Here is a 23,275-nt window from a genome sequence, read left to right on the forward strand (position 1 = left end):
ATAAATCATATGAAAATAGAGGTAAAAAAATGTTATATAAATTTTTTATTGGTTTATTCCTGATTCTAATTTTACCTTTATCGGTTCAAGCGCATACAACATTGTTGTCATCAAACCCAGCGGAAGGGGAAAACCTAACCCAAGCTTTGGAACAAGTAGAGTTGGTTTTTGGCACAAGAATTGAAGAGGGCAGTTCAATGACGCTTGTTGGCGAAAGCGGATCGGTTGAATTTGACCGCGTTACTGTAGAGGAAGATCTAATGGCAGCTGAGCTTAATGAACCTCTGCAGAGTGGCAGTTACCGGATTCTGTGGAAGATCATTGGAGAGGACGGCCATCCGATTGAAGGTGAAATTGCCTTTACTGTCTCAATGAAAACCAAAGAAGAAGCTACTTCTCCCGAGGAAGCTGAAGAGCCAGCAGAACCATCTGTTGCAGCATCAGAGCAAGAAGCGGCACCAGCCGCAACTGAAGACGGCAGCAATGTTCTTGTCACAATATTGCTCGGGCTTGTTGTCGTTTTGGCAGTCTTCGGAATCTATAAAGTGGTGATGAAAAAGAAATGATATTTATCACTGCATTTGCCGATGTCTTGTTGTATATTGCCTTTTCTTATTTAGCGGGTTCGGTTATCCTGCAATTTGTGCCGGAAGACCGTAAACCGCAGGTCGCTACATCCAAAGTTCTGCTGCTGCTCAGCACGGCTGGAATTGTTTTGCTGTCATTTAGCCCCGTATATGAACTTGCGGTGTTTCTTCAAAGCACCCAAGGCTGGAGTGACTCTTACCTGAATGCCATTACTGGATTTCGCGTAGGCCAAGGATGGATGATCACATTGCTGTTCAGTGTTGTCCTGGCCATTGCCATCTATTTGGGTGGAAGCCGCTATATTCAGGCGCTTTATTTGTTCCTGTTAATCCTGACTGTCGGCTTCTACAGCCACGTTTCGACTCTTGACCTGTGGGCCGGATTTGTTCTCCATTCCATCCATGTTCTGTTTATGGCGATGTGGGCAGGTGTGCTTCTCCACGTGGCCTGGTTTACAAGAGAAGGAATGAATTGGCCGCGATTTGTGGCCTGGTTTACGCCGTTTGCGTTGTTCTGTGTAGCCGTTGTGATGGCCAGTGGCATTGTCATCATGTTCTTTTTTGTGGCACCGGCTGACTATGCCAATTCTTGGGCCTTGCCTTATGGGCAGTTGCTCCTGCTGAAGCACCTCAGCATTATTCCTGTACTCCTGGCAGCATTAATCAATGGTTTTCTCAACAAGAAAAAAGTATTCCAGCAAGCTTGGCTGAAAGTAGAAAGCATCCTGCTTTTGTTGGTTTTCGTGTTCACAGCATTTATGAGCAAGCAGGCACCTCCCCATGATGTTAACGATACGCTGCGGATTGAGGGCAGCGGGTGGCTGATTGAACAATTGGCTGGTCCATTATACATTCCGCTTACGGCAGGATTGGATTGGACATTAAATGGCTCGCTGTTGATGGGACTCAGTTTATTGTTGCTGGCCTTAGTGCTGGTAGGATTTTACCGTCAGCTAAATGCTTGGCTGACGTTGCTGTTTAGTATCGGATTTATCATCAGTTTCTACGTGGGGTTAATGATGAACCTGTCATTTTAACTTATTTCCAACCAATCTTTCGGGATTGGTTTTTCTGTTGAAAGGAGTGAAAGCATGGAACGTTTAAAAGGAATTTCCATGATATTGATTGGGGCCATGCTGTGGGGAGCCACAGGACCTCTAATGGAATGGACCATGGAGGTCTACAGGATTTCCGTATCATTTCTTTTGACCATCCGTTTGATTGTGGCTGGCCTTTTCCTGCTGCTGTTCCTAAAACTCAAAGGTGTACGCGTCACAGCCATATTCCGCAATAAAACATGGGTTCGTCCCTTGCTGATTTTCTCCATATTGGGAATGCTTGGCGTCCAGTACAGCTTTGTTGCGGCGATTGAAGCAAGCAATGCAGTGGTGGCAACCTTGATGCAATTTTTAGCTCCCGTCTATGTTATTCTCTTTGTTTCCATCACTCATAGAAAAATACCGCCAAGCTATCAAATTATCGGTATGGCTGGAACGCTGGCGGGCTTGTTTTTGCTGCTAACCAACGGCAGACCTGATCAGTTGATCATCAGCGGCCAAGCCTTTTTCTGGGGCATCTTGGTAGGCCTGGCTTTTACTTTTTATACACTGTACCCGGCGCGCTTGATGCAGGAATGGGGCGTGTTGCTCGTTGTCGGCTGGTCGATGCTTTTTGGCGGCATTTTTCTTGGACTGGTAAATCCAATTTTCTTATCAGAGGAATGGCCAGTCCTAACCCAACTGCCGGTCATCGGTGCAATTTTTTCCATCATCGTCATTGGAACAGCTGCTTTCGTCTTGTTCCTCAGCAGCATGCGTTACATCACCGCGGTTGAAACCAGTATCCTGTCATCAATGGAGCCGCTGACCGCGATGGTCATTTCCATGTTCTGGTTCGGGCAGGTGCTGTCTCCGGTTCAATTGGCCGGTGCTCTGGGGATGCTGGTTTTTGTCACTTGGCTGTCGCTAGCCGGCAGTCCCAAAAAGAACAAGGTAGAACTGGAGTAAGGGCAGGAACATGGATGTTCTGCTCATTGTTCGAGCCAAAGAAAATAATGCATTTCATATTTTAAACGATGTCTTCCAAAGAGGCGTCGTTTTCTGGTTTAAAATAGAAATTCCTATTCGATATCTGAAAATTATGGCATACTATTCAATACAAAGGTTCGAGTTTCGAAACGTTTAGGAGGCCTTCTCATGAAAACCGTATTTTCATACGCAAAACCATATAAATTTTATATGGCCATCGCGTTGATCTTAATGCTTCTGGAATTGACAGTGGAATTGCTTCAGCCGCTTGTCATCGCCAATATTATTGACCAAGGAATTGTAGAAAGAGATCAAGATGTAATTATTCAATTAGGAATTTTGCTGATGGGGCTATCTGTTATCGCTTTTGCTTCAGGAATCATCAATTCGTATTTTGCTGCACATGCCTCGCAAAGTTTTTCGTTTGATCTTCGCCAGGCACTTTATGGGCGGATTCAATCTTTTTCATTGGCAATGTTCAATAAATTTCCAGCCTCTGGTTTGATCACACGTTTGACGAGTGACGTCACAATGGTCCAGCAAGTTCTGTATATGGGCTTGCGGATCATGCTGCGTGCTCCTTTGCTCGTGGTGGGAAGTATGATTATGGCGTTTGTCGTCAATCCCAAATTAGCCTTTTATTTGATTATTGTCTTTCCTTTTTTGCTGATCTTTCTATACGTCATGGTTAAAAAAGGCGTCAGCTATTTTGGCTTTGTCCAAAAACGCCTGGATCGCGTCAACCGAATTGTCCAGGAAAATCTGCAGGCAGTGCGTCTAATCAAAGCATATCTCCGCGGGAAATATGAAGCGAACCGTTTTTCTGAAGTGGCAGGAGCATTGAAAATCGATACAGTAAAAGCCTTCAGAATCATGGAAATCATTTTGCCGATTTTATTGTTCGGCATGAATTTATCGTTATTGGCCGTTTTGTGGTTTGGGGCATTTGAAATTCGAAGCGGAGGAGCCCAAATCGGTGAATTGGTTGCGATTGTCAACTATGCAATGCGCATGACGGGTGCTTTCACGATGTTCTCATTTATCATCATGATTTTCGCACGTGCGAAAGCTTCTTCTGAACGGATTGAAGAAGTTCTGTTAGCTGAAGATAGTCGTGAAAAGGACGAGATCGGTGAGGTTAAAGCCCTGCGCCGCGGGGAAGTCAAGTTTGATAATGTGTCGTTCACCTATCCGGAAAGTTCACAGCCGGTTCTGCAGAATGTTTCATTCCACTTGAAGGCCAATGAAAAACTGGCCATTATGGGAGCAACCGGCTCCGGGAAATCTTCCTTGCTGCAGCTGCTGCCGCGATTTTACGATGCAACGGAAGGAACGGTATCGGTGCACGGCACAGATGTCACAGATTGGTCGCTGCGTGCGCTGCGCAAAACGATCGGCATTGTGCCGCAACAGTCGCTTCTTTTTACCGGAACGATTTCCAATAATTTGTCTTGGGGCAAAGACAAAGTCGTGCAGGAGGAATTGGCTGACGCAGCTGCCAAAGCGCAGATTCACGAAACAGTGGAGCGTTTTCCGAAAGGCTACTTTACACGCGTCGGTCAAAAAGGCGTCAATTTATCCGGTGGCCAAAAACAACGTTTGTCCATCGCCCGTGCTTTGGTGCGCAAACCGTCCGTTTTAATTTTGGATGACAGCACAAGTGCGCTCGATGTCAAAACCGAAGCCGCTCTTTGGGAAGAGCTGGACCGGGAAGCAGCGACCATGCTCGTGGTGACTCAGAAAATACGGACGGCGATGAGAACCGACCGCATCCTGCTGCTGGAAGATGGCAGGATCTCCGCTTACGGAACTCACGAAGAGCTGATGAAGAGTTCGGAGCTGTATCGCCAAATTGCGATGTCCCAACAAGAAGAGGAGGTTGATGAATATGTTTAATGCCATTCGCCGCCCTTTCGGACATGAGCCAATTTTAACGAAAGAAGATTTGAAAAAAAAGAAAGAGAAAAAGTCTGAGCGCGCTGAAAACTGGAAATCCACTCTTCTGAAAGTTTGGAAGCTGGTCGATGAACAGCGCTTCTTGCTAATTATTGTGTTGGCACTTGTATTTGTCAGTTCGGCCTTAGCGCTGCTTGGTCCTTATTTAATCGGCTACATCATTGATGAATACATTGTTCCCCAGAGTTTCGATGGGATGGGAATCGTCGTATTATGGTTGATTGTCGTGTACATTGGCCATTCTGTCTCTTTGTATTTGCAGAACTTTTGGATGGTGGGCATTGCTCAGCAAGTGATTTTTCGCTTGCGGACGCGGCTTTTTTCACATCTTCAGCGCTTGCCGGTCAGCTTTTTTGACAAGCGGCAGCACGGGGAATTAATGAGCCGGATGACCAATGATATTGAAAACGTTTCGGCCACTTTGAATACGTCATTTATCCAAGTGTTTTCCAGTATTTTGACCTTGACCGGTACGGCCATTGTCATGCTGACCTTGAGTCCATTACTGACGTTATTGACCTTAATCATCATTCCACTCATGTACATTTCGATCCAGTGGATCACCAAACGTACAGGGCGGCTTTATAAAGAACAGCAAAAAGCGATTGGCGAGCTGAATGGCATGATCGAAGAAACGATTTCAGGCCAGAAAATCGTTAAGGCCTTTTCACAGGAACCCCGCGTCATGGAAGAATTTCGTGAAAAAAGCGAGCGGCTCCGCCATGCCGGATTTTGGGCTTGGACTTATGCAGGGTTTATTCCAAAAGTGATGAACTTCCTTAACAACGGGAGTTTTGCGATTGTAGCCGGTGTTGGAGGAATCCTGGCACTCAATGGTTCTGTGTCAATCGGCGTTATTGTGATCTTCACGGAGTACTCGCGCCAGTTTACCCGTCCATTAAATGATTTGGCCAATCAGTTTAATACTGTTTTGTCTGCAATAGCTGGAGCGGAGCGGGTTTTCTCGATTATGGATGAAGCAGAAGAAAAAGACGACTTGGTCTTGAATGAGGACAAGCAATTGGAAGGCGAAGTGGTTTTCGATCAGGTTTCTTTTAAATACGAAGGAGCAGAGGAAGATTGGACCATTCGCAACGTCAGTTTTTCTGTTGGCATTGGCCAAACCACAGCACTTGTTGGGGCAACTGGTGCAGGGAAAACGACGATCATGCAATTATTGGCGCGTTTTTATGACGCCAATGAAGGTGAGATCCGTCTGGATGGCACGCCGATTGCTGCAATGCCCCGGGAAACTTTGCGCAAACAAATTGCCTTTGTGCTGCAGGACCCATTTCTGTTTGAAGCAACGGTCAGCGACAACATCCGCTACGGCAAATTGGACGCTACTGATGAAGAAGTGGTGAAAGCGGCAAAAGGCGCAAATGCCCACGACTTTATCGAAAAGCTGCCAGATGGCTATGACACAATTCTGACGGGCGACGGATCCATGATCAGCCAAGGCCAAAAGCAATTGCTGTCCATCGCTCGTGCGTTGATTGCTGATCCGGTTATTTTGTTGTTGGACGAGGCAACGAGCAGCATCGATACGGTCACCGAACTGAAGATACAAGAGGCATTGGAACGGCTCATGGCGGGCCGCACCAGCTTTGTCATCGCCCACCGGTTGAATACGGTGCGAAAAGCCGATTTGGTCTTGGTTATGGAGATGGGGAAATTGGTCGAATCGGGAACGCAGCAGCAGCTGTTAAACGCAAATGGCATTTATGCCAATATGCTGGAAGATGCGAAGTTGTAAAACCGTTCATCATATCGCAATAAAAAAGTCTGTTCCGGAAATGCGGAGCAGGCTTTTAGTGTTGGATGTATTTTTGCCCAATACCGAATTTGCCTGCGCTATGATAGGATAAAACACAGAGAAACATTGAGCAATAAATGTCGAGAGGAGGTTGCCAGATGGATTTATCATTATCAATTGTTTCATTTCCAGTAGATAACCAAACAGCCAGTGATATGGAGCAGCTGCTGACGGACTTGCCAGTTGAGCAAAGAACAGTCCTTCATCCATCTCTTTGGAGAGCAGCCGATGCAAGAGGCTTTGCTGTGATTGCTTATACAGGTAAAGAAGAGTTGATCGGTTTTGCTGCAGCTGCAGATATGGTGGGGCTGCATCATTACGAATGGTCGTTATTTGTTCACCCGGATTACCGGCGTCTATCACTTGGATCAGCATTAGCAGATGGTGTATCCCATGCCTTAAGCCAACGCCAGGCAGAAAGCGAATTGGCGGCTTTTGTCAATGATGCCGAAGTAGCTGCGTTTATGGAGAGCATTGGATACTTGCCAGATTTCAACGAAATTCTACTTTCTGCAGAGCCGTTGCCAGACGCCAATTTGTTTGAAGAGGCAACGGTTGTTCCATATGCAGGACAAGCGAAAGAACTGGCGGAATTGTTGACCGCAGCTTTTGATGACACGGTGTTGGCAATTATGGAACACAATATGGTGGACCCGGATAGGGAGATTTGGCTGCTTCAGAAAGATCAACAGCTGCTTGCTACCGCAACGCTTGTGGTCGAGGGAAATGCTTTATGGGTGACCGCATTTGCGGTCCATCCTGAGCAGCAAGGCCAAGGATATGGCAAACAATTTTTGAAATGGTGCCGGAACTTGGCGTTTCAGCGCGAACTGCAAGAAGTTTTGCTGGATGTAGAAACGAACAACGAAGCATTGCATGTTTATGAGAAATCAGGCTTTAGCAGAATCCAAACTATTTTCTATTGGAAACGTCATTTGCAATAAAAAAGCCATTCGCATAGGCGAATCGCTCTTGGCAATGAAATTAGTTGCCGTTTTGTTGATATTCTTTTTCTGTCCCGTCAGGAAATCTGATTTCGATTTCAAGTTCAGTAAATCCGTCTTCAACACCAAAAGCTTCGATGACTTGCGCAATGACATCTGCATCAGGTGTTTCAGCTGTCAGCTCAAGTTGGCTAAAACCGGGTTCGATTTCATCCATAGCAGCATTTCCGGATACGTCCGTGTCTGTCATTTTGTTTTTGTATTCAGCTTCAATTTGGTCGCGATCTTCTTCGTAGCTAATTTCAATCATGTCGTCCATATCGGGAAAGTCGACATTAAAGTCGAAATCCGTAAAACCGAATGTTTCTCCAAATTCAGAAGATGTGGTGTCTGTGTTTCCTGTTTCGGCGGGTTGTTCCTGGTTATCATTGTTTACCGGTTGAGTCACTTGTTCATCGTCGCCACAGGCGCCTAAAATTAAAGCTGAAGAAAAAAGTAAAGAAGCTAGTGCATTTTTTTTGTTGAAAATCATCTGATTCCATCCTTCCAAATAGCTTATACTTACATTAAGAATGTACTCGAATTCTTAAGATTAATCAATTTTTTACAGGATAGGCAACAACTGAGAACAGCAGAGCCAAAGCCGAGTTCGAACGGAGCAATTTTGATGAATAATTACGAAAATGGGCAAAATGTCGCTGCCGCATCTGAGAAAAACATCCGCACGGATTTCAAAGAAAGCATGACTTATGGAGACTACCTGCATTTGGATAAGTTACTGACAGCGCAGGACGGTGTCAGCGGTCATCATGATGAAACCTTGTTCATCATCATCCACCAAGTTTCGGAACTATGGATGAAGCTGATTTTGCACGAATTGAGGGCAGCCATCGACAATATTCATAAAGATGATCTGCAGCCGGCGTTCAAGCAATTGGCACGAGTGTCGCGCATTCAATCCCAGATTATCCAAGGGTGGGACGTGTTGTCAACATTGACACCTGCAGAATATATGGAGTTTCGCGATGATTTGGGCAATTCCAGCGGTTTCCAATCCTATCAGTACCGCATGATTGAGTTTGCCCTTGGCTACAAAACCCAGCATGTGCTGAAAATCTATGAAAAAGATGCACCGCTTCATGCGGAGCTTGAACAGGCGTTTAATGCTCCAGGACTTTATGATGCTGCGATTCAAAAGCTGGCGAGAAGCGGGTTCGCGATCGACGATGAAGTTCTGCAGCGCGATGTCAGTAAGGTGTATGAGTCCAACGAAAGCGTTCGTGCTGCTTGGAAAACAGTTTATCGCGATGTGGATACATATTGGGAACTTTACCAGCTGGCAGAAAAATTGGTGGACATTGAAGACTGGCTCCAGCAATGGCGATTCCGCCATATGAAGACAGTGGAACGTGTGATAGGCTTTAAACAGGGAACTGGTGGTTCATCAGGCGTCAATTATTTGAAAAAAGTGCTGGATCAATATTTTTTCCCAGAGCTTTGGGAAATACGGACAGACATTTAGGAGGGGTTTTGTGAAGATTTATGCGCATAGAGGCTGTTCAGGCACCTATCCAGAAAATACATTAGCGGCCTTTCGTGCTGCGGCTGAATTGCCGATTACGGGCGTCGAAATTGATGTGCATTTAACGAAAGACGGAGAAATTGTCGTCATTCACGACGAAAAAGTCAACCGAACGACAAATGGCAAAGGCTATGTAAAAGACATGACCTTAAAAGAATTGAAAGAATTGGATTGTGGTTCTTGGCGTTCTGAGGAATGGAGCAGGGAAGAGATTCCGACCTTGGACGAAATATTCGATATCTTTGAAGAAACCAATCATAGGTTGAATATCGAGCTGAAGACCGATGTTTTTCCTTATGACGGCTTAGCAGATAAGGTAGTTGATTTGGCCGCCAAACGCGGATTCACCGATCGTGTGCTAATTTCTTCTTTTAATCATGAAGATATCCAGTCTGTTGTGCAAGGAAAGCAAGTAGAAAGCGCCATTCTGACATTTGAAGTGTTGGTGGATGTTTACGATTATGCACGTGTCATCGGAACAAAGCGCATCCATGTATCGCTGCCATCAGCTTTCAGAAGAATGACCACCGATGCTCTGCGAAAAGGGGCGATCGTCTATGTCTATACAGTCAATGACATAGCTTACGCCGAAGAATTGCAAAAAATTGGGGTCCACGGAATCTTTACGGATCATCCCGAAAAGATGCTGGCACATTTTGAAGAAAAGATATCTTACTGAGTCGAATTGATGCAAGCCCCATCTCCAAATTTTATTTGAATAAAGTTAGAAAGCTCGTTGTTTGTATCCAAAATGTAAAAAAATATAGAAAAGCCGAATTGGGATTCCCCAATTCGGCTTTTCGTATTACCATTTTGCATAATGCTCCTCGATGGAACCAAGGAGCCGTGTGATTTTCAGCTTTTTGCCATTGCCGTAGCGAACATAGCCATCATAATAGCCAAAAAGCTGGTGAACTTCCGATTTGACAAAGCGCACATCTGCTTTCGATACACGCTCGAAAAAAGGCGAGAAGGTCAGTTGGACATCATCGGAGAATTTGCTGTGGACCAGCCACGGTTTTTTGAAGTCTTCCCGATCATAATCAAACAAGACATCTTCATGGATTTTGGTCATTTTGCCATTCACAAAAAATGCGTTTTCTGTCATTCCAGTGCCGTCTGTCCACTTTCCGCCTAAATTCAAACCAATCACTTTTCCCAGAGAGCGCTGCGAGGCCATCCCCCAATTCCATAGCGATTCTCTTGGCCAAATGCCTCGTCCATAATCCAATACCGCAAAACTATCCAGTTTTTCAAATTCAAAACGTTGGCTGCCAATTTTGACCATGCCAGTTACCGGAAGTGAACTATGCTTTCCGGTAAATTGGAAGGTTTGACGATTCCAAGGAATGACCACGTTCAAGGATTCGTAATCCTCGGGGTGAGAAATAACCAGAATTGCTTCAAGATCTTCACCATCAAATTCTTTGACGCTGACGGTTAAGTGTGTGGCGTCCTGACTGTAAACCGACTCGATGGTCATGGAATCGCTGCGGAAATGACAGGGATCCAATGCATTTTCGGACAGTTTTACATGCCGTGTATACGGAACCACAATTGTTTTCTCGTAAAAACGCTGCGTTTCATAATTGAGGAAATAAACAAAACAAACAGTCGCATAATCCAAATGCGAAATGGTTGCTGAAAACAAAATTTCGTCCCCAAACACACACCAGTAATTCCATTTTTTCTTGCGCATAAAATTGCCGCTTAAGTTGCTTTCCACCAATGGCTGTTTTGCATACCCAATAGCTTTTGGATTTAATTGGCCTCTTGCATCACAAAGTTTTACAAATTCAGTAAGTTCTCGTTCCACATGTTGCATTAAATCCACCTCACCATCATTCTTCTACTCTTATTGTAGCAGAACAAAAGCGGAATATCCGGTTAGCACCGATGTGTTCAAACAAAAAATCTGAAAATTGAACAGCTTTATCCTCCATTAGTTGCAGAAGAACTCTACAAAGCTTCTCGTCTCCACTGGAAAGCGAGTGTGCCTTCTCCAGCATGGACAGCAAGCGATGAACTCAAGTCACCTACTAAAATTTCAGCCTCGGGCATTTCTTTTAGGACTTCCTGTTTTAAACCTTCAGCTTCTTTCGTTACATGGCCATGCATGATTTGAAATCTTCGGACGCCATGCTCTTCGTAATCTTTTTTGGCATGATTAATCAAATACTGAATTGCTTTTTTGTGTGACCGTACTTTATCGGTTGGTTTCAACTCACCTTCAGGGGTTAACTGAACGATCGGTTTAATCTGCAGCAGGCTGCCTAAGTAATACTGGGCACCGCTCATTCGGCCGCCTTTGTACAACTGGGACAGGTTGCCAATTAAAATATAGTTTCGGAAATTCGCAGTTTCCTTTTCGAGCCGCTGCGCAATTTCTTCTGCTTTTATTCCTTGTTCCTGAAGTTTTAAGCCACGCTCAACCAAGCCCGATAGGCCGTATGAAAGTGCTAATGAATCAACAGCGTAAACCTTGAATTCGCTCATTTCAGCACCGGCAGTGGAGGAGGCGATGGTTCCGCTGAGTTTTGCAGAAGCATGGACAGCAATTGCACAGTCGTATTCTTCTTTTAGTTTGTCGTAGAGTTCCGAAAATTTACCGGCTGATGGCTGGGACGTTTTTGGGAAGTCAGCAGAATCTTTGATGCGCTGGTAAAGTTCATCATTCGTTAAATCCACCCCGTCATCAATAAACTCCTCAGTACCAAAATGAATATTCAATGGAACAATGTAAACGTCTGGATGCGCTTTAAATTCTTCAGTGACAAACCCCGTTGTATCCATAACCCATGCAATCGGTTTCTTCATACAAAAACTCCCCTTTTTTTAGAATTATTAGATTATAAAAACTATAACATGGATAATATTTCAGCGATAGTAATAGCTGAATAAACTGGTATTTCTACACAGAAGTTGAGCGGAACCGGCTATTGAACGATTCTTCGATATCTCCTTTGTGCTTAATTACAATAATAATTATAGCTACAATCAACGGCCAAGTAATTGGCCAAACCTGCAAAATAATGGACATCGCGATAAATCCTGCAAAGCTTGCGAGCATGGATAAAGTCGCACTTTTGAACCACGGGAAAAAGGCGAAGAACAAAATGAACATGGCCAAAAATAAATCGGGCGTTAGACAAAACGTAACACCGACAAAAGCTGCAATGCCTTTGCCGCCACAGTATTTGAGCCAGAAAGGAAACAAATGCCCCAAAATGACGGCTAAGCCTGCTACAGCGATTTGCCAAATCGAAAAATGAAACACAAAGCCGAGCCAAACCACAAGTGCGCCCTTTCCTGCATCACCCAGAAAAGTCAGCAGAAAGGCTAATTTCCCAAGCGCCGCGCCGGCGTTTCTGGCCCCTAAATTGCCGCTGCGCTGCTGCCGCAAATCGACGCCTTTCCATTTGCCAATCCACCAGGCTGTCAAAAAGTTTCCGATGACATACGAAAGCAACCAATAAACGATCATTAGGAATCCCTCCTATTTTGAAATGAGAATAGAGTATAAAGGCCTTCCCGTTATTCAGGGAAGGCCTTTATACATATAATTAGTTTAATTTTGAGGCTTCAAAAAGGTAATCGCTGATAACGCGAAGCCCTTTATCGAAGTTCTCCAAATGGAAATGTTCATTCGGTGCGTGGAAATTTTCAGATGCAAGTCCGAAGCCCATTAAGACAACAGGCAATCCGAGAATTTCATCAAATGCGGCAACAATCGGAATCGATCCCCCCATTCGTGTAAATGCGGTTGGCACGCCGTATATTTTTTCATAAGAACGGCCAGCTGCCTGAATGGCAGGGTGATCATACGGCGTCAGGAACGGTTTTCCTTTATCAAACTCAGTAATCTCAACAGCAACACCAGTTGGCTTGTGTGATTCCACATGGGCTTTTAGTTTTGCAACGATGTCGTCAGGATCCTGGTTTGGCACCAGGCGACAAGTGATTTTAGTGCTGGCTTCTGCAGGCAGTACGGTCTTGATGCCTTCACCTGAAAAGCCTCCCGTGATGCCGTTCACTTCCAGTGTTGGGCGGATCCACGTACGTTCAACGAAAGAATAACCTTTTTCGCCAAAGTCTTCTGAGATGCCGATTTCTTCTTTCTCATGCTCCAGATCAAACTCAAGTGCTGCAAATTCTTCGCGTTCTTTTTCGGAAACATCAAGAACGTCGTCGTAAAAACCTTCTACTTGAATCAGGCCTTCCTGGTCACGGAACGACTGCAGGATTTCCACGATGGCGTGCAGCGGGTTTTGAACAGCACCGCCGTATAGCCCAGAGTGCAAATCGCCTTTTGGTCCTTTGACATCAATTTGGATACCGGCAAGTCCACGCAAGCCGTAGCAGACCGCTGGACGGCCTGGTCCTTGCATGCCGGTATCGGAGATGACGATAACATCGGCCTTCAGCAATTCTTGATTTTCTTCGACATACTTCGGAAGGTTTGGACTGCCGATCTCTTCTTCGCCTTCAATAATTAATTTGATGTTAACCGGCAATTCGCCATCTAATTTTAATAAGGCTTCGATCGCTTTAATGTGCATGAAAACTTGGCCTTTGTCATCGCTTGCACCACGGGCATAAAGTTTATTGTCGCGCACCTGTGGTTCAAAGGGAGCGGATTCCCAAAGGTGAAGGGGATCTACCGGCTGAACATCGTAATGGCCGTATACGAGCACAGTTGGTTTGCCCTCTGCATGGAGCCAGTCGGCGTAAACAACCGGGTGGCCTTCGGTTTCGTCGATTTGGGCGTTTTCCAAACCGGCACTTTCCAATGCGTTAATCAGCCACTCTGCTCCTTTTTGCATATCTGCTTTATGTTCAGACAAAGAGCTGACGGAGGGAATGCGCAAAAATAATTTTAGTTCTTCCAGGTGAGATTCCCGGTTGTCTTTAAAGTGTTGGTCTATGGCTTGAGCATTCATCAAGATCCCTCGATTCGTTAGATTAGCGTATGAAAAAATTATAACATATCAAGTTTTGGTTTTCGACAAGTGGAAATTGGCTATGGTATAGTGTTCAATACGGAAAGAGTTCGTAAAATTAGGTGTTTATAATACTGGAGGAAATAAACTTGTTCATAGCATTAGGTATCTTTTTAATGATGTCGTTCTTCTTATCGGGAAGCGAAACGGCATTAACCGCAGTAAATAGGATGAAGGTCCAACTTCGCGCAGAGCAGGGTGATGTTAAATCGCAAAAACTGCAAAAGCTAATCGCGAAGCCGGACCGAATGATCACGACCATCTTGATCGGGAACAACATTGCCAACATCATGTTGCCAACTTTAGTGACGACCATTGCCATCACGAGAGGCTGGGAAGTCGGACTTGCGACAGCTATTTTAACAGTGGTTCTGATTATTTTTGGGGAAGTGCTGCCAAAAACAATTGCAGCTACATTTTCGGATAAAGTGGCATATATCGTACTGCCTGTTATCAGTTTTTTAGTCGTTATTTTAAAACCGTTAACTTGGTTGCTGGCACAATTTACAAATATTTTCATTCGCATCATTTCAAAAGGATCTGTGAAAGAAGCAAGTATGACAAAAGAAGAGTTGCGCACAATGGTCGATATTGCTTCTACTGAAGGAACGTTTGAGGAAGATGAATCAGACCGCATCAAAGGGGTGCTGGATTTCCCTCATAAAGATGTTTCAGATGTCATGTCTACCCATCGAACAGACACGGTTGGCATCGCCATTGACTCCACATATGAAGAAGTGCGCGACTTGATTTTGGATTCTTCCTATACACGTTATCCGGTATACGAGGAGAGCATGGACAACGTCGTTGGCTTATTTTATTCGAAAAAGCTGATTGAATGGTCCATGAACCCGAATTTAACGCTGGAAGAACTGATGGACGACAATCCACTGTTTGTGGTGCAATCGGTCAGCGTGGAAAAAGTCTTTAAATTGATGATGGCAAAGAAAAAACACATGGCTGTAATTTTGGATGAATACGGCGGAACACTCGGTATTGTTACGCATGAAGACATTATCGAGGAAATGATTGGCCAGGATATCGAAGATGAAACAGATGAAGAAGACGATGAACTGGTTTTTGAAATGACAGATACTGTGCTGTCATGCCACGGCCGTCTCGAAATTGAGGATGTTAACGACATGTTCAAAGTGGAAGTGCCGAACGACCATGACACAATCGCCGGTTTTGTGATGCAGCAACTGGGGCATGTGCCGGACGAAGGCGAACAGTTTACGTATGAAAATCTTCAAGTTGAAGTCAACGAAATGGACCGTAACCGCATTGTTCGCTTAACAATTACGAAAATCGATACTCAAGAAGAAGTGTTAGCATAGAAAATCCGCTGTCTTTGGACAGCGGATTTTTTCCTTTTATTACACCTTTGTAAGGAGAATGAAAGCAGAAGCGATAGAGTGAAAGGCTAACTTCCGTCAATATAAGGTTAAGAGAAAGCGAAAGCTGGACAAGCAGAACGGACGGGGGCACGATCATGGAAACGTTATACACAGAGTACAATCGGTATATTTATCATTTATGCTTAAAACTGACACGCAATAAAGCAGAAGCGGAAGATTTGATGCAGGAAGTGTGGCTGAAAGTTGTACGTTACGAATCTTCTATTGCGGAAGTGGATCATGTAAAAGCATGGCTGACAACTATCTGCATGAATACGTTCCGTGATCGTTACCGCAAAAATGTACGGCGCAGCAAACATATGATTCAACAGCCAGAAGGCTTAGATGTCTCGTTGCTGGATTTGATTCCTTCTGATTCAGCGGGTGCAGCTGAACTGTTGGAGAAACAAGACGTATCTGTGATGATTCGCCACAAGATTTCAGAGCTGGATTCGATTTACCGCACCACCATCCTTTACTTTTATGTTCACCAATACTCATTGATTGAAATTGCAGATGCGATGAAAGTATCAATCGGTACAGTCAAATCCCGTTTGTTCCGTGGAAAACAGCGTTTAAAAGACATGTTGATGGAAGATGCACGTACGCGTGAATATGTGGTAGCGACTTAAAACAACCGAGTTTTCGGTTGTTTTTTTATGGAAAATATTATAAGGAATTTTTTCTCTAACTGGTTATAATAAACAGGAGGGGGAAAGTTCATGAAAAAGAGAAAGTTTCAGGAATGGAGCAGAAGAAAGCGGATTGTCATGGGCACCGTTGGTATTCTGGCATTCCTGTATATTGTAGTTATAGCGTGGCAAACGTTTAAGCCTTTGCCTGAAGGTGTTTCAAGCGAGGGAGACCTCCATGCGGTTGAGCAAATTGAAATGATTTATGATTTGTCTTATGCGCAAGATAAAGAAGGCACGGAAACCGAGAGCGAGCTGCGGATATTCAATGAAATTTACGACATGATTGATGAGGCAGAAGAATTTGTCGTCATCGACTTGTTTCTTTTTGATAATTACAACGATCAGGACATGGATTTTCCAGCAGTAGCGGAAACTTTGACCGATCATTTATTGGATAAGAAAGAAGAAAATCCGAATTTCCCTATCTATTTTATTACCGATCCATTGAATTATGGTTATGGATCTTATGAAAGTCAGTTTTTAGGTACATTGGAAGATGAAGGGGTAGAAGTCATCACTACAGACTTGGACAAGCTTCGTGATTCAACGCCGCTGTATTCCGGATTTTACCGCGTCATCTTTCAGTGGTTTGATGCTGGAGGCAGAGGCTGGGTGCCAAATGGAATGTCAAGCGACGCCCCTGATTTAACGGTATCTTCCTACTTGAAGATGATGAACATCAAAGCCAATCACCGAAAAGCAGTTATTACTGAAAAAGAAGCCATCATCAGTTCTGCAAATCCCCACAATGCCAGTGGCCTGCACGGCAATATGGCGTTTAAAGTCAGCGGCCCTGTGCTAAATGATATTTTGGAAGCAGAAGAGGCCGTCTCTTTATTTTCAGGTGGACCGGAATTGCCTAGAATCGAGGTGGCCGAACAACAGGGAGAGTATCAGGCGCAATATTTAACGGAGCGAAAAGTGCTGGATGCTTTGCTATCGGATATTGAGAAAACGGCAGAAGGCGATTCGATTCAATTGGCCATGTTCTATATCGCGGAAACCAGTGTCGTTAATGCATTAACAGATGCTGCCAATCGCGGCGTTAACGTTCGGCTGATTCTGGATGCCAATGAGAATGCATTTGGCAATGAAAAAACGGGTTTGCCTAACCGCCCAGTAGTCCACGAGATGCTGTCAGAGTCAGAAGACCATCTGGAGGTCCGCTGGTATAATGCTGTGGTCGGACAGTTCCACACAAAATCCATCATGATCCAAACTTCGGATGAAACGATCATTTCGGGGGGATCCACCAACTATACGGAGCGTGCGTTCAATGATTACAACCTGGAGAGCAATATCCGGATTGTGGCACCGAACGACAGCGAACTGACTGGAGATATGGAAACTTATTTTGACCGTCTGTGGGATAACGAAGATGCCCTTTACACACTGGAGACAGAAGAATATCAAGACGATTTCACGTTTTGGCAGCGCGGAATTTATGGTTTCCAAAAACTGTTCAAACTGACAACTTATTAAAAAATGCCTCTTCTGGTTTTCCAGAAGAGGCATTTTTATGTGTTATTGCACCGTTTTGCCGGCTGAAATCCATTCTTCAACGTCCCAGACTTTAGTGGCCAGGCCTTCGTAAAATTCAGGTTCGTGGCTTACGAGAACGATGGTGCCTTTGTAAGCTTGCATCGCGCGTTTCAATTCAGCTTTTGCATCGATGTCCAAGTGATTGGTTGGCTCATCGAAAATCAGCCAGTTGCTTTCTTCCATCATCAATTTGCATAGGCGGACTTTGGCTTGTTCGCCACCGCTTAGCTGCGTCATGGGACGGGAGATATGCTCGTTCTTTAACCCTGTCCGGGCGAGTGCGCCACGGACCTGGCCTTGGTCCATGCTTGGATAAGCAGCCCAAATTTCATCGAGTGGTGTGTGGGTCGGTGCTTTGACTTCCTGTTCAAAATAGCTTGGCGTCAAATACTCACCGCGCAGAACATCCCCGTCAAGCGGTTTGATTTTGCCGAGCATTGTTTTCAGCAAGGTCGATTTCCCGACGCCGTTCATGCCGACAAGCGCGATTTTTTCGCCGCGTTCAATCATGAACGTTAGCGGCGGCAACAGCGGTTTTTCGTAGCCGATGGAAAGAGCTTCGGCTTCCACCACGTAACGGCTTGGGCTGCGTGTTTCTTTAAAAGCAAATTGCGGTTTTGCAGCAACTTCCGGCTTGTCGATGCGATCCATGCGATCCAGCTGTTTCTGTCGAGACTTGGCGCGACCGGTTGTAGAAGCACGTGCTTTGTTTTTTGCAATGAAGGTCTCAGTTTTCTTGATCATGTCTTCCTGTCTTTCATAGGCATCCAAATGCTGTTGCTTGCTCAATTCGGCAAGTTCGATGAATTTTTCGTATGTCGCTGTGTAGCGCGTCAAACGTGAAAATTCCAAGTGGAAAATGACACTGGTGACACTGCTCATGAATTCCGTATCATGCGAAATCAACAAGAACGCATGCGGATAGTTTTTCAAATAATTGACAAGCCATTGAATATGCTCTTCGTCAAGATAGTTGGTCGGCTCATCCAGCAGCAAAACTTTCGGTTTTTCAAGCAATAGCTTGGCAAGCAACAGCTTCGTACGTTGTCCGCCGGATAAAGCTTCTACATTGCGGTCAAGGCCGATTGCATCAAGGCCAAGGCCGCGAGCGATTTCTTCGACTTTACCATCCAGGGTGTAAAAATCTCCAGCATCCAAAGCGTCCTGTGCTTCCGCCATCTGCTCAAGCAGCTCTTCAAGGCGTTCAGGGTCGGCATCGCCCATTTGCATGGCGATATCATTCAACTCCGCTTCTTTCTGATATAGAGGCAGGAATGCATCTTGCAGCGTTTCGCGGATTGTGCGTCCAGGCTGCAGTTGTGTATGCTGATCCAGGTAACCGTAATGCGTCCGTGGCTGCCATTCAACGCGCCCGTCATCGTGGATGATTTTGCCCGTTAAAATATTCATCATTGTCGATTTCCCGACGCCATTGGCACCGACCAATCCTACATGTTCACCTTCAACCAACCGGAACGATACATCGTTAAAAAGCGTCCGATCACCGAATGTGTGGCTTAATTTTTCTACTGTTAATAAACTCATTTAATAAATTCCTCCAATATCATAAAAAAAATCGCGGTTACAGATCCGCGAGTTTTTGGTTTAATTCCGCAAGTTGTAGTTCCATTTTTTCCAAACGCAATTCTGCTTTCTCCACCATGCCGGCGTGTCCAGTCGTTTCGAGCTTTTCGATATCACCTTGGTGGCGAACATAATCCATCTTAAGCTCAGCAATTGCGTATTCCAATTCCTGTCTGTTCACAAAATCACCCTTATTTTTCTACCATTGTAACACAAAATCATAAAAGTTGAATCTTTTACGATTTTCCTTCACTATATAAAACCTGTATAATTCCAAAAAAGAACATAAGGAAGTGACAAGCCATTGATACTTTATTATTCGACTTAATGCTCATTATTTTTCTGGGAGTGCTCTCTCAATGGATCGCATGGCGTCTTCGGCTTCCTGCAATCGTCCTGATGTCCATTGCCGGACTGCTGGTTGGTCCGATTTTCGGCATCATTGATCCCGCTGAAAGTTTTGGTGAGTTGTTCAACCCATTTATTTCATTGGCAGTCGCCATTATCCTTTTTGAAGGCAGCTTGAATTTGAACTTTAAAGAAATTCGTACTTTTGGCAAACCGATTTTGCGAATTGTGACGCTTGGTGCATTTATCGCCTGGATAGTCGGATCTTTTGCAGCCCATTACATCGCAGGGCTATCGTGGGCAGTGGCATTTGTCATCGGGGGGCTCTTTATCGTGACCGGGCCAACCGTGATCTTGCCGCTGCTTCGGCAAGCAAAGTTAAAAACACGTCCAGCCGCGATTTTGAAATGGGAAGGCATTGTAGTGGATCCATTTGGTGCGCTGCTCGCTTTGTTTGCATTCCAGTTTGTGCTGTTTGCCATCGGTGATGAAACAGCTTCAGCGTTTGGCTTGTTTTTCCTGGCATCTTTATTTGCGGTGGCGCTTGGTGCCGGGGCTGGCGGTTTGATGGGAATGATGTTTGAAAAAGGGCAAGTGCCCGAATTTCTAAAAGCACCAATGGTTTTTGGGGTGGTCCTGCTGACTTTTGTAGTGTCGGATATGGTCATGCACGAAACCGGCCTGCTGGCAGTCACAGCCATGGGGATGATCATGGCCAATATGAACATCGCCTCAATCAACGACATGCGGCATTTCAAAGAAAATATTTCAGTTCTTTTGATCTCCGGTATTTTTGTGATGCTGACCGCTTCTTTAAGCCTCGACGTATTAATTGAAATCTTCAATTGGCAAATCATTTCATTTGTCTTGGCAACGCTGTTTATTGTCCGGCCGCTATCAATTTGGCTGTCGACAATCGGCACCGACCTGACAAATCAGGAAAAAACGCTGGTTGGCTGGATTGCGCCGCGCGGCATTGTGGCACTGACAGTCTCTGGTTATTTCTCCGGAGTGCTGCTCGATGCCGGCTTTCCTGACGCGGAACTGCTGACGGCTCTAACTTTTGCGCTGGTCTTTTCTACGGTTGTTGCCCACGGCTTCACGATTGGCTGGCTGGGCAGGAAGCTTGGCCTTGCGACTGCAGAAGAGCCGGGCATTATTATTGTGGGGGCCAGCCGGTTTGCAACCAAGCTGGGTGAAGTATTGGCCGACCTTAATAAAAATGTGATGATTGTCGATCCTTCCTGGGGCAGTTTGCAAGGGGCACGCCAAGTAGGTTTGACGACTTACGCTGGAGAAATTTTATCTGAACATACCGATTATGAGGTAGAAATGACGGCATACGAAACGATGATTGTTGCGACTGAAACGGATTCTTATAACGCATTAGTCGTCAATAATTTTGTTCCGGAAATGGGACGTTCGAATCTTTACCAGACAGCGATCCACGATGGTGACCCAGCAGATTTCCATTCTTCGTTAAGCGGCCGCACCTTGTTCGGCGATAAATGGAATATCCATGAGCTGGAGATGAAAGCAGAACAAGGCTACACAATGCGCAAAACACAATTGACAGAGCAGTTTAGCTACGAAGATTTTCTGGAAAAATGGACGGATGACACCATTCCGCTCTTTGTTCAACGGCCACAAGGCAAGATTGAATTCTTCGCTGACAGCAATAAACTCGAACCGAAGCCGGGAGACTCGATTGTCAGCTTCACGTCACCCGTCCGCCAGTCGGATCGAGCTCAAGAACGCCTGGAAAACAACCGCGTCAAAATCGCTACTCAGACTAAAGAATGAAATCTTCTGCCTCTAAGCTATTTCGGTGCGTATTATGAAACAGGGTTTGTTATGATGAAACCAAACGCATTGTCTGCAATGATGCGGATTTGCACATAATTAACCAACTGATATTCCACGCATTTTGAGGAGGACATAGGATTATGAAGATTTTATTAGTAGACGGAACGATTCTGGGGCGCAAGACTGGTGCCATACTGGAACAGGTACAAACGTATATCCAGGAATTCGCTCCCGATATGGAACTAACGATGTTAAAGCTGGCCGATTATGACCATCAGTTTGTTGATGGCCGTCCGCTCGGCGAATACAATGACAGCATGCAAGAAATCGTTCGCCGCTTTGAAGAAGCAGACGGCTATATCATTGCATCGCCAATCTTCCAAGGATCGATTCCGGGTGTCTTGAAAAATACATTTGATATGCTGCACCCGCGCACGATGCGCTACAAGCCGGTATCGATCGTAGCAAACGGCGGCACGTATCAGCATCATTTAGTCATCGAAAACCAGCTCAAGCCGATTCTCGATTACTTCCGCTGCCTGGTGACGCCAAATTATGTCTACACACACACCAGCCATTTCGACGACACCAACACCATCGTCAACGAAGACGTCCACAACCGCCTCCGCGAACTGGCGCGTGTTTTCGTGCAGTACGCTGAGATGAGTACGCATTTGTCGAAAGAAACGCTGGATAACCCATGATTGATTGAGAAAACCTCCCTTTTTGGGAGGTTTTTTTTGGTTTATGATCCGTTGTGGTTAAAATATGTTCCGCTAGCCTGGAAATACGATCCGTTGCAGCGCATTTACGATCCATTGAGTCATAAATATGATTCCATTGCCTATTTGGTTTTATTCCGCAAGTCCATTTCTGGAATCAAATATCTGAGGCTTCTATGAGTGCCAACGGTTTTGAAACCGCAGCGCTTTAAGATTTTCACAGCGTTAGATCGTGATTCCATCTCCGTAAATCTTCGGAATTCCTGATTGGATATCGTGCTTCCTACCAACAGACGATAATCCTGCAATGCCAATAAATGGGCATCCTGTTGCTTGTTGCTGCAATTCAGGCAACGCCAAAAATCGCGGGAATAAACCATTTTTGAAAAAGAACAGACAGAACAAAAAACACCAGTTTGTAAAGGATAGTTTGCAGGTTCGTGCTGATAGGGCGTGGGAGGACATTGATGAGACAGTAGAAGATCACATAGTTGAGGAACATCAAATGAAGGATAAGTACTGTACTGTTCAATCAGTTGATCTAATACAAATGGTAATCCGGAGAGGTGGATAACTCGTCGTTCTACAGCTTTGAGTTTAAGGATGCTGGAGGGATTGGTAAATACAACGATGCCAATAACAGGTATTTTATAATTTGTCAGTTGCCGAATCTTTTTTTCATGGCGGTACAGCTGATCGTCCGGATTTCTCATGCCTATGGATTCAGCGTGCAATGTACGGGTAAATTGACGGGTTGTTCCGTCCAGTTCAATGACGCCGCCGATATTTTTAATTTCAATGATGGCAATAAATTTGGAGAAGACGCAGATGGCATCCATTTGATGAGAGTGAGTGACATAATCAGGAATCACGTTGAAAATTTCATTGTTCGTATAGTCAAGCCACATTCGGTCAAACCAAACTTCTCCTGCATACCCAGCAGTCCAAGTCCGGACTTTTTCTTTAATATCCGAATAGGCTGGATGATAGGAAGGGGTACGGGCAAGCAGTGCTTCCAGGTAGATGAGAATACTGGGACGTCGGCGTTCAATCAATTGCAAAAACATCATTCCTTTCGAGAGAGTTGAAATTAATATAGCCTTGTCGGTGAATGAAATCAAGAATATTTTGATTTGAATTTGGAGAAGATGATTTTATGATCCATTGGGAATGAAATACGTTCCATTAGCTCTGAAATACGATCCATAGGTGCGCAAATGCATTCCATTGAGCAACAAATACGATTCTGACGCATCTTTTTCTTTTAAA

At 44.8% G+C, this 23,275-nt stretch carries 21 protein-coding genes; 13 read left to right on the forward strand and 8 right to left on the reverse strand.

The window, feature by feature from the left end:
* The first annotated feature begins 29 nt into the window (after window positions 1–29).
* The 6 genes from AC4EHK_RS02955 (at window position 30) to AC4EHK_RS02980 (ending at window position 7,330) form a co-directional block, all read left to right on the forward strand.
* Window positions 30–566 carry a copper resistance CopC family protein gene (locus tag AC4EHK_RS02955; protein ID WP_490977308.1) on the forward strand — a complete coding sequence of 179 codons (537 nt, stop codon included), beginning with the start codon at window positions 30–32 and terminating at the stop codon, window positions 564–566.
* On the forward strand, window positions 563–1,624 hold the full coding sequence (locus AC4EHK_RS02960; RefSeq protein WP_490977309.1) for a copper resistance D family protein: 1,062 nt from the start codon (window positions 563–565) through the stop codon (window positions 1,622–1,624). Before AC4EHK_RS02955 ends, AC4EHK_RS02960 begins: the two co-directional genes overlap by 4 nt.
* Window positions 1,625–1,678: 54 nt before the next feature.
* A complete protein-coding gene (locus AC4EHK_RS02965) occupies window positions 1,679–2,593 on the forward strand; it encodes a DMT family transporter (RefSeq protein ID WP_490977310.1) in 915 nt (304 codons plus the stop codon).
* A gap of 189 nt (window positions 2,594–2,782) precedes the next feature.
* Window positions 2,783–4,510, forward strand: coding sequence for an ABC transporter ATP-binding protein (locus AC4EHK_RS02970; protein ID WP_490977311.1), 1,728 nt, complete (start codon window positions 2,783–2,785; stop codon window positions 4,508–4,510).
* On the forward strand, window positions 4,503–6,326 hold the full coding sequence (locus AC4EHK_RS02975; RefSeq protein ID WP_490977915.1) for an ABC transporter ATP-binding protein: 1,824 nt from the start codon (window positions 4,503–4,505) through the stop codon (window positions 6,324–6,326). The genes AC4EHK_RS02970 and AC4EHK_RS02975 overlap by 8 nt, the downstream gene beginning before the upstream one ends.
* Window positions 6,327–6,484: 158 nt before the next feature.
* Complete coding sequence (locus AC4EHK_RS02980) at window positions 6,485–7,330, forward strand: GNAT family N-acetyltransferase (protein ID WP_490977312.1); 846 nt, start codon at window positions 6,485–6,487, stop codon at window positions 7,328–7,330.
* A 40-nt stretch (window positions 7,331–7,370) separates the two neighbouring features.
* Here the strand turns inward: AC4EHK_RS02980 and AC4EHK_RS02985 are convergent, their stop codons facing one another.
* Window positions 7,371–7,862, reverse strand: coding sequence for a YusW family protein (locus AC4EHK_RS02985; protein ID WP_490977313.1), 492 nt, complete (start codon window positions 7,860–7,862; stop codon window positions 7,371–7,373).
* Window positions 7,863–7,997: 135 nt separating this feature from the next.
* Here AC4EHK_RS02985 and kynA point away from each other — a divergent pair, with 135 nt between their 5' ends.
* Together kynA and AC4EHK_RS02995 are read left to right on the forward strand one after the other, a co-directional pair.
* Window positions 7,998–8,852: a tryptophan 2,3-dioxygenase gene (kynA, locus tag AC4EHK_RS02990; protein ID WP_490977314.1), complete on the forward strand. Its 855-nt coding sequence runs from the start codon at window positions 7,998–8,000 to the stop codon at window positions 8,850–8,852.
* Between the two features lie 10 nt (window positions 8,853–8,862).
* Window positions 8,863–9,591, forward strand: a complete 729-nt coding sequence (locus tag AC4EHK_RS02995) for a glycerophosphodiester phosphodiesterase family protein (protein ID WP_490977315.1) — start codon at window positions 8,863–8,865, stop codon at window positions 9,589–9,591.
* A gap of 126 nt (window positions 9,592–9,717) precedes the next feature.
* Here AC4EHK_RS02995 and AC4EHK_RS03000 read toward each other — a convergent pair whose 3' ends face one another.
* The 4 genes from AC4EHK_RS03000 to AC4EHK_RS03015 form a co-directional block, all read right to left on the reverse strand.
* Window positions 9,718–10,737, reverse strand: coding sequence for a DUF2804 domain-containing protein (locus AC4EHK_RS03000; RefSeq protein WP_490977316.1), 1,020 nt, complete (start codon window positions 10,735–10,737; stop codon window positions 9,718–9,720).
* Between the two features lie 134 nt (window positions 10,738–10,871).
* The gene (locus tag AC4EHK_RS03005) at window positions 10,872–11,729 is read right to left on the reverse strand and encodes a DegV family protein (protein WP_490977317.1); all 858 of its coding nucleotides are present in this window, start codon (window positions 11,727–11,729) and stop codon (window positions 10,872–10,874) included.
* Between the two features lie 94 nt (window positions 11,730–11,823).
* Window positions 11,824–12,396 carry a glycerol-3-phosphate acyltransferase gene (locus tag AC4EHK_RS03010; protein WP_490977318.1) on the reverse strand — a complete coding sequence of 191 codons (573 nt, stop codon included), beginning with the start codon at window positions 12,394–12,396 and terminating at the stop codon, window positions 11,824–11,826.
* Window positions 12,397–12,475: 79 nt separating this feature from the next.
* Window positions 12,476–13,852, reverse strand: a complete 1,377-nt coding sequence (locus AC4EHK_RS03015) for a dipeptidase (RefSeq protein ID WP_490977319.1) — start codon at window positions 13,850–13,852, stop codon at window positions 12,476–12,478.
* Window positions 13,853–14,001: 149 nt separating this feature from the next.
* Here AC4EHK_RS03015 and AC4EHK_RS03020 point away from each other — a divergent pair, with 149 nt between their 5' ends.
* The 3 genes from AC4EHK_RS03020 to AC4EHK_RS03030 all read left to right on the forward strand — a co-directional run bounded on the left by AC4EHK_RS03020 (window position 14,002) and on the right by AC4EHK_RS03030 (window position 17,486).
* On the forward strand, window positions 14,002–15,249 hold the full coding sequence (locus tag AC4EHK_RS03020; protein ID WP_490977320.1) for a hemolysin family protein: 1,248 nt from the start codon (window positions 14,002–14,004) through the stop codon (window positions 15,247–15,249).
* A 155-nt stretch (window positions 15,250–15,404) separates the two neighbouring features.
* Window positions 15,405–15,941 carry an RNA polymerase sigma factor gene (locus AC4EHK_RS03025; protein WP_490977321.1) on the forward strand — a complete coding sequence of 179 codons (537 nt, stop codon included), beginning with the start codon at window positions 15,405–15,407 and terminating at the stop codon, window positions 15,939–15,941.
* Between the two features lie 90 nt (window positions 15,942–16,031).
* The gene (locus tag AC4EHK_RS03030; RefSeq protein WP_490977322.1) at window positions 16,032–17,486 is read left to right on the forward strand and encodes a phospholipase D family protein; all 1,455 of its coding nucleotides are present in this window, start codon (window positions 16,032–16,034) and stop codon (window positions 17,484–17,486) included.
* A gap of 42 nt (window positions 17,487–17,528) precedes the next feature.
* Here AC4EHK_RS03030 and AC4EHK_RS03035 read toward each other — a convergent pair whose 3' ends face one another.
* Complete coding sequence (locus tag AC4EHK_RS03035) at window positions 17,529–19,091, reverse strand: ABC-F family ATP-binding cassette domain-containing protein (protein ID WP_490977323.1); 1,563 nt, start codon at window positions 19,089–19,091, stop codon at window positions 17,529–17,531.
* 37 nt (window positions 19,092–19,128) lie between these two features.
* Window positions 19,129–19,311 carry an SE1832 family protein gene (locus AC4EHK_RS03040; RefSeq protein ID WP_490977324.1) on the reverse strand — a complete coding sequence of 61 codons (183 nt, stop codon included), beginning with the start codon at window positions 19,309–19,311 and terminating at the stop codon, window positions 19,129–19,131.
* A 146-nt stretch (window positions 19,312–19,457) separates the two neighbouring features.
* Between AC4EHK_RS03040 and AC4EHK_RS03045 the strand changes: the two genes are divergently transcribed.
* Together AC4EHK_RS03045 and AC4EHK_RS03050 are read left to right on the forward strand one after the other, a co-directional pair.
* The gene (locus AC4EHK_RS03045; RefSeq protein ID WP_490977325.1) at window positions 19,458–21,281 is read left to right on the forward strand and encodes a cation:proton antiporter; all 1,824 of its coding nucleotides are present in this window, start codon (window positions 19,458–19,460) and stop codon (window positions 21,279–21,281) included.
* Between the two features lie 143 nt (window positions 21,282–21,424).
* The gene (locus AC4EHK_RS03050) at window positions 21,425–21,988 is read left to right on the forward strand and encodes an NADPH-dependent FMN reductase (RefSeq protein ID WP_490977326.1); all 564 of its coding nucleotides are present in this window, start codon (window positions 21,425–21,427) and stop codon (window positions 21,986–21,988) included.
* Between the two features lie 140 nt (window positions 21,989–22,128).
* On the opposite strand, the gene AC4EHK_RS03055 is transcribed toward AC4EHK_RS03050, so the two are convergent.
* Entirely contained in the window at window positions 22,129–23,067 is a 939-nt protein-coding gene (locus AC4EHK_RS03055) for a nuclease-related domain-containing protein (protein ID WP_490977327.1), read from the reverse strand.
* Between the last annotated feature and the right edge of the window lie 208 nt (window positions 23,068–23,275).

Source organism: Planococcus sp. TJ-307 (assembly GCF_058268435.1).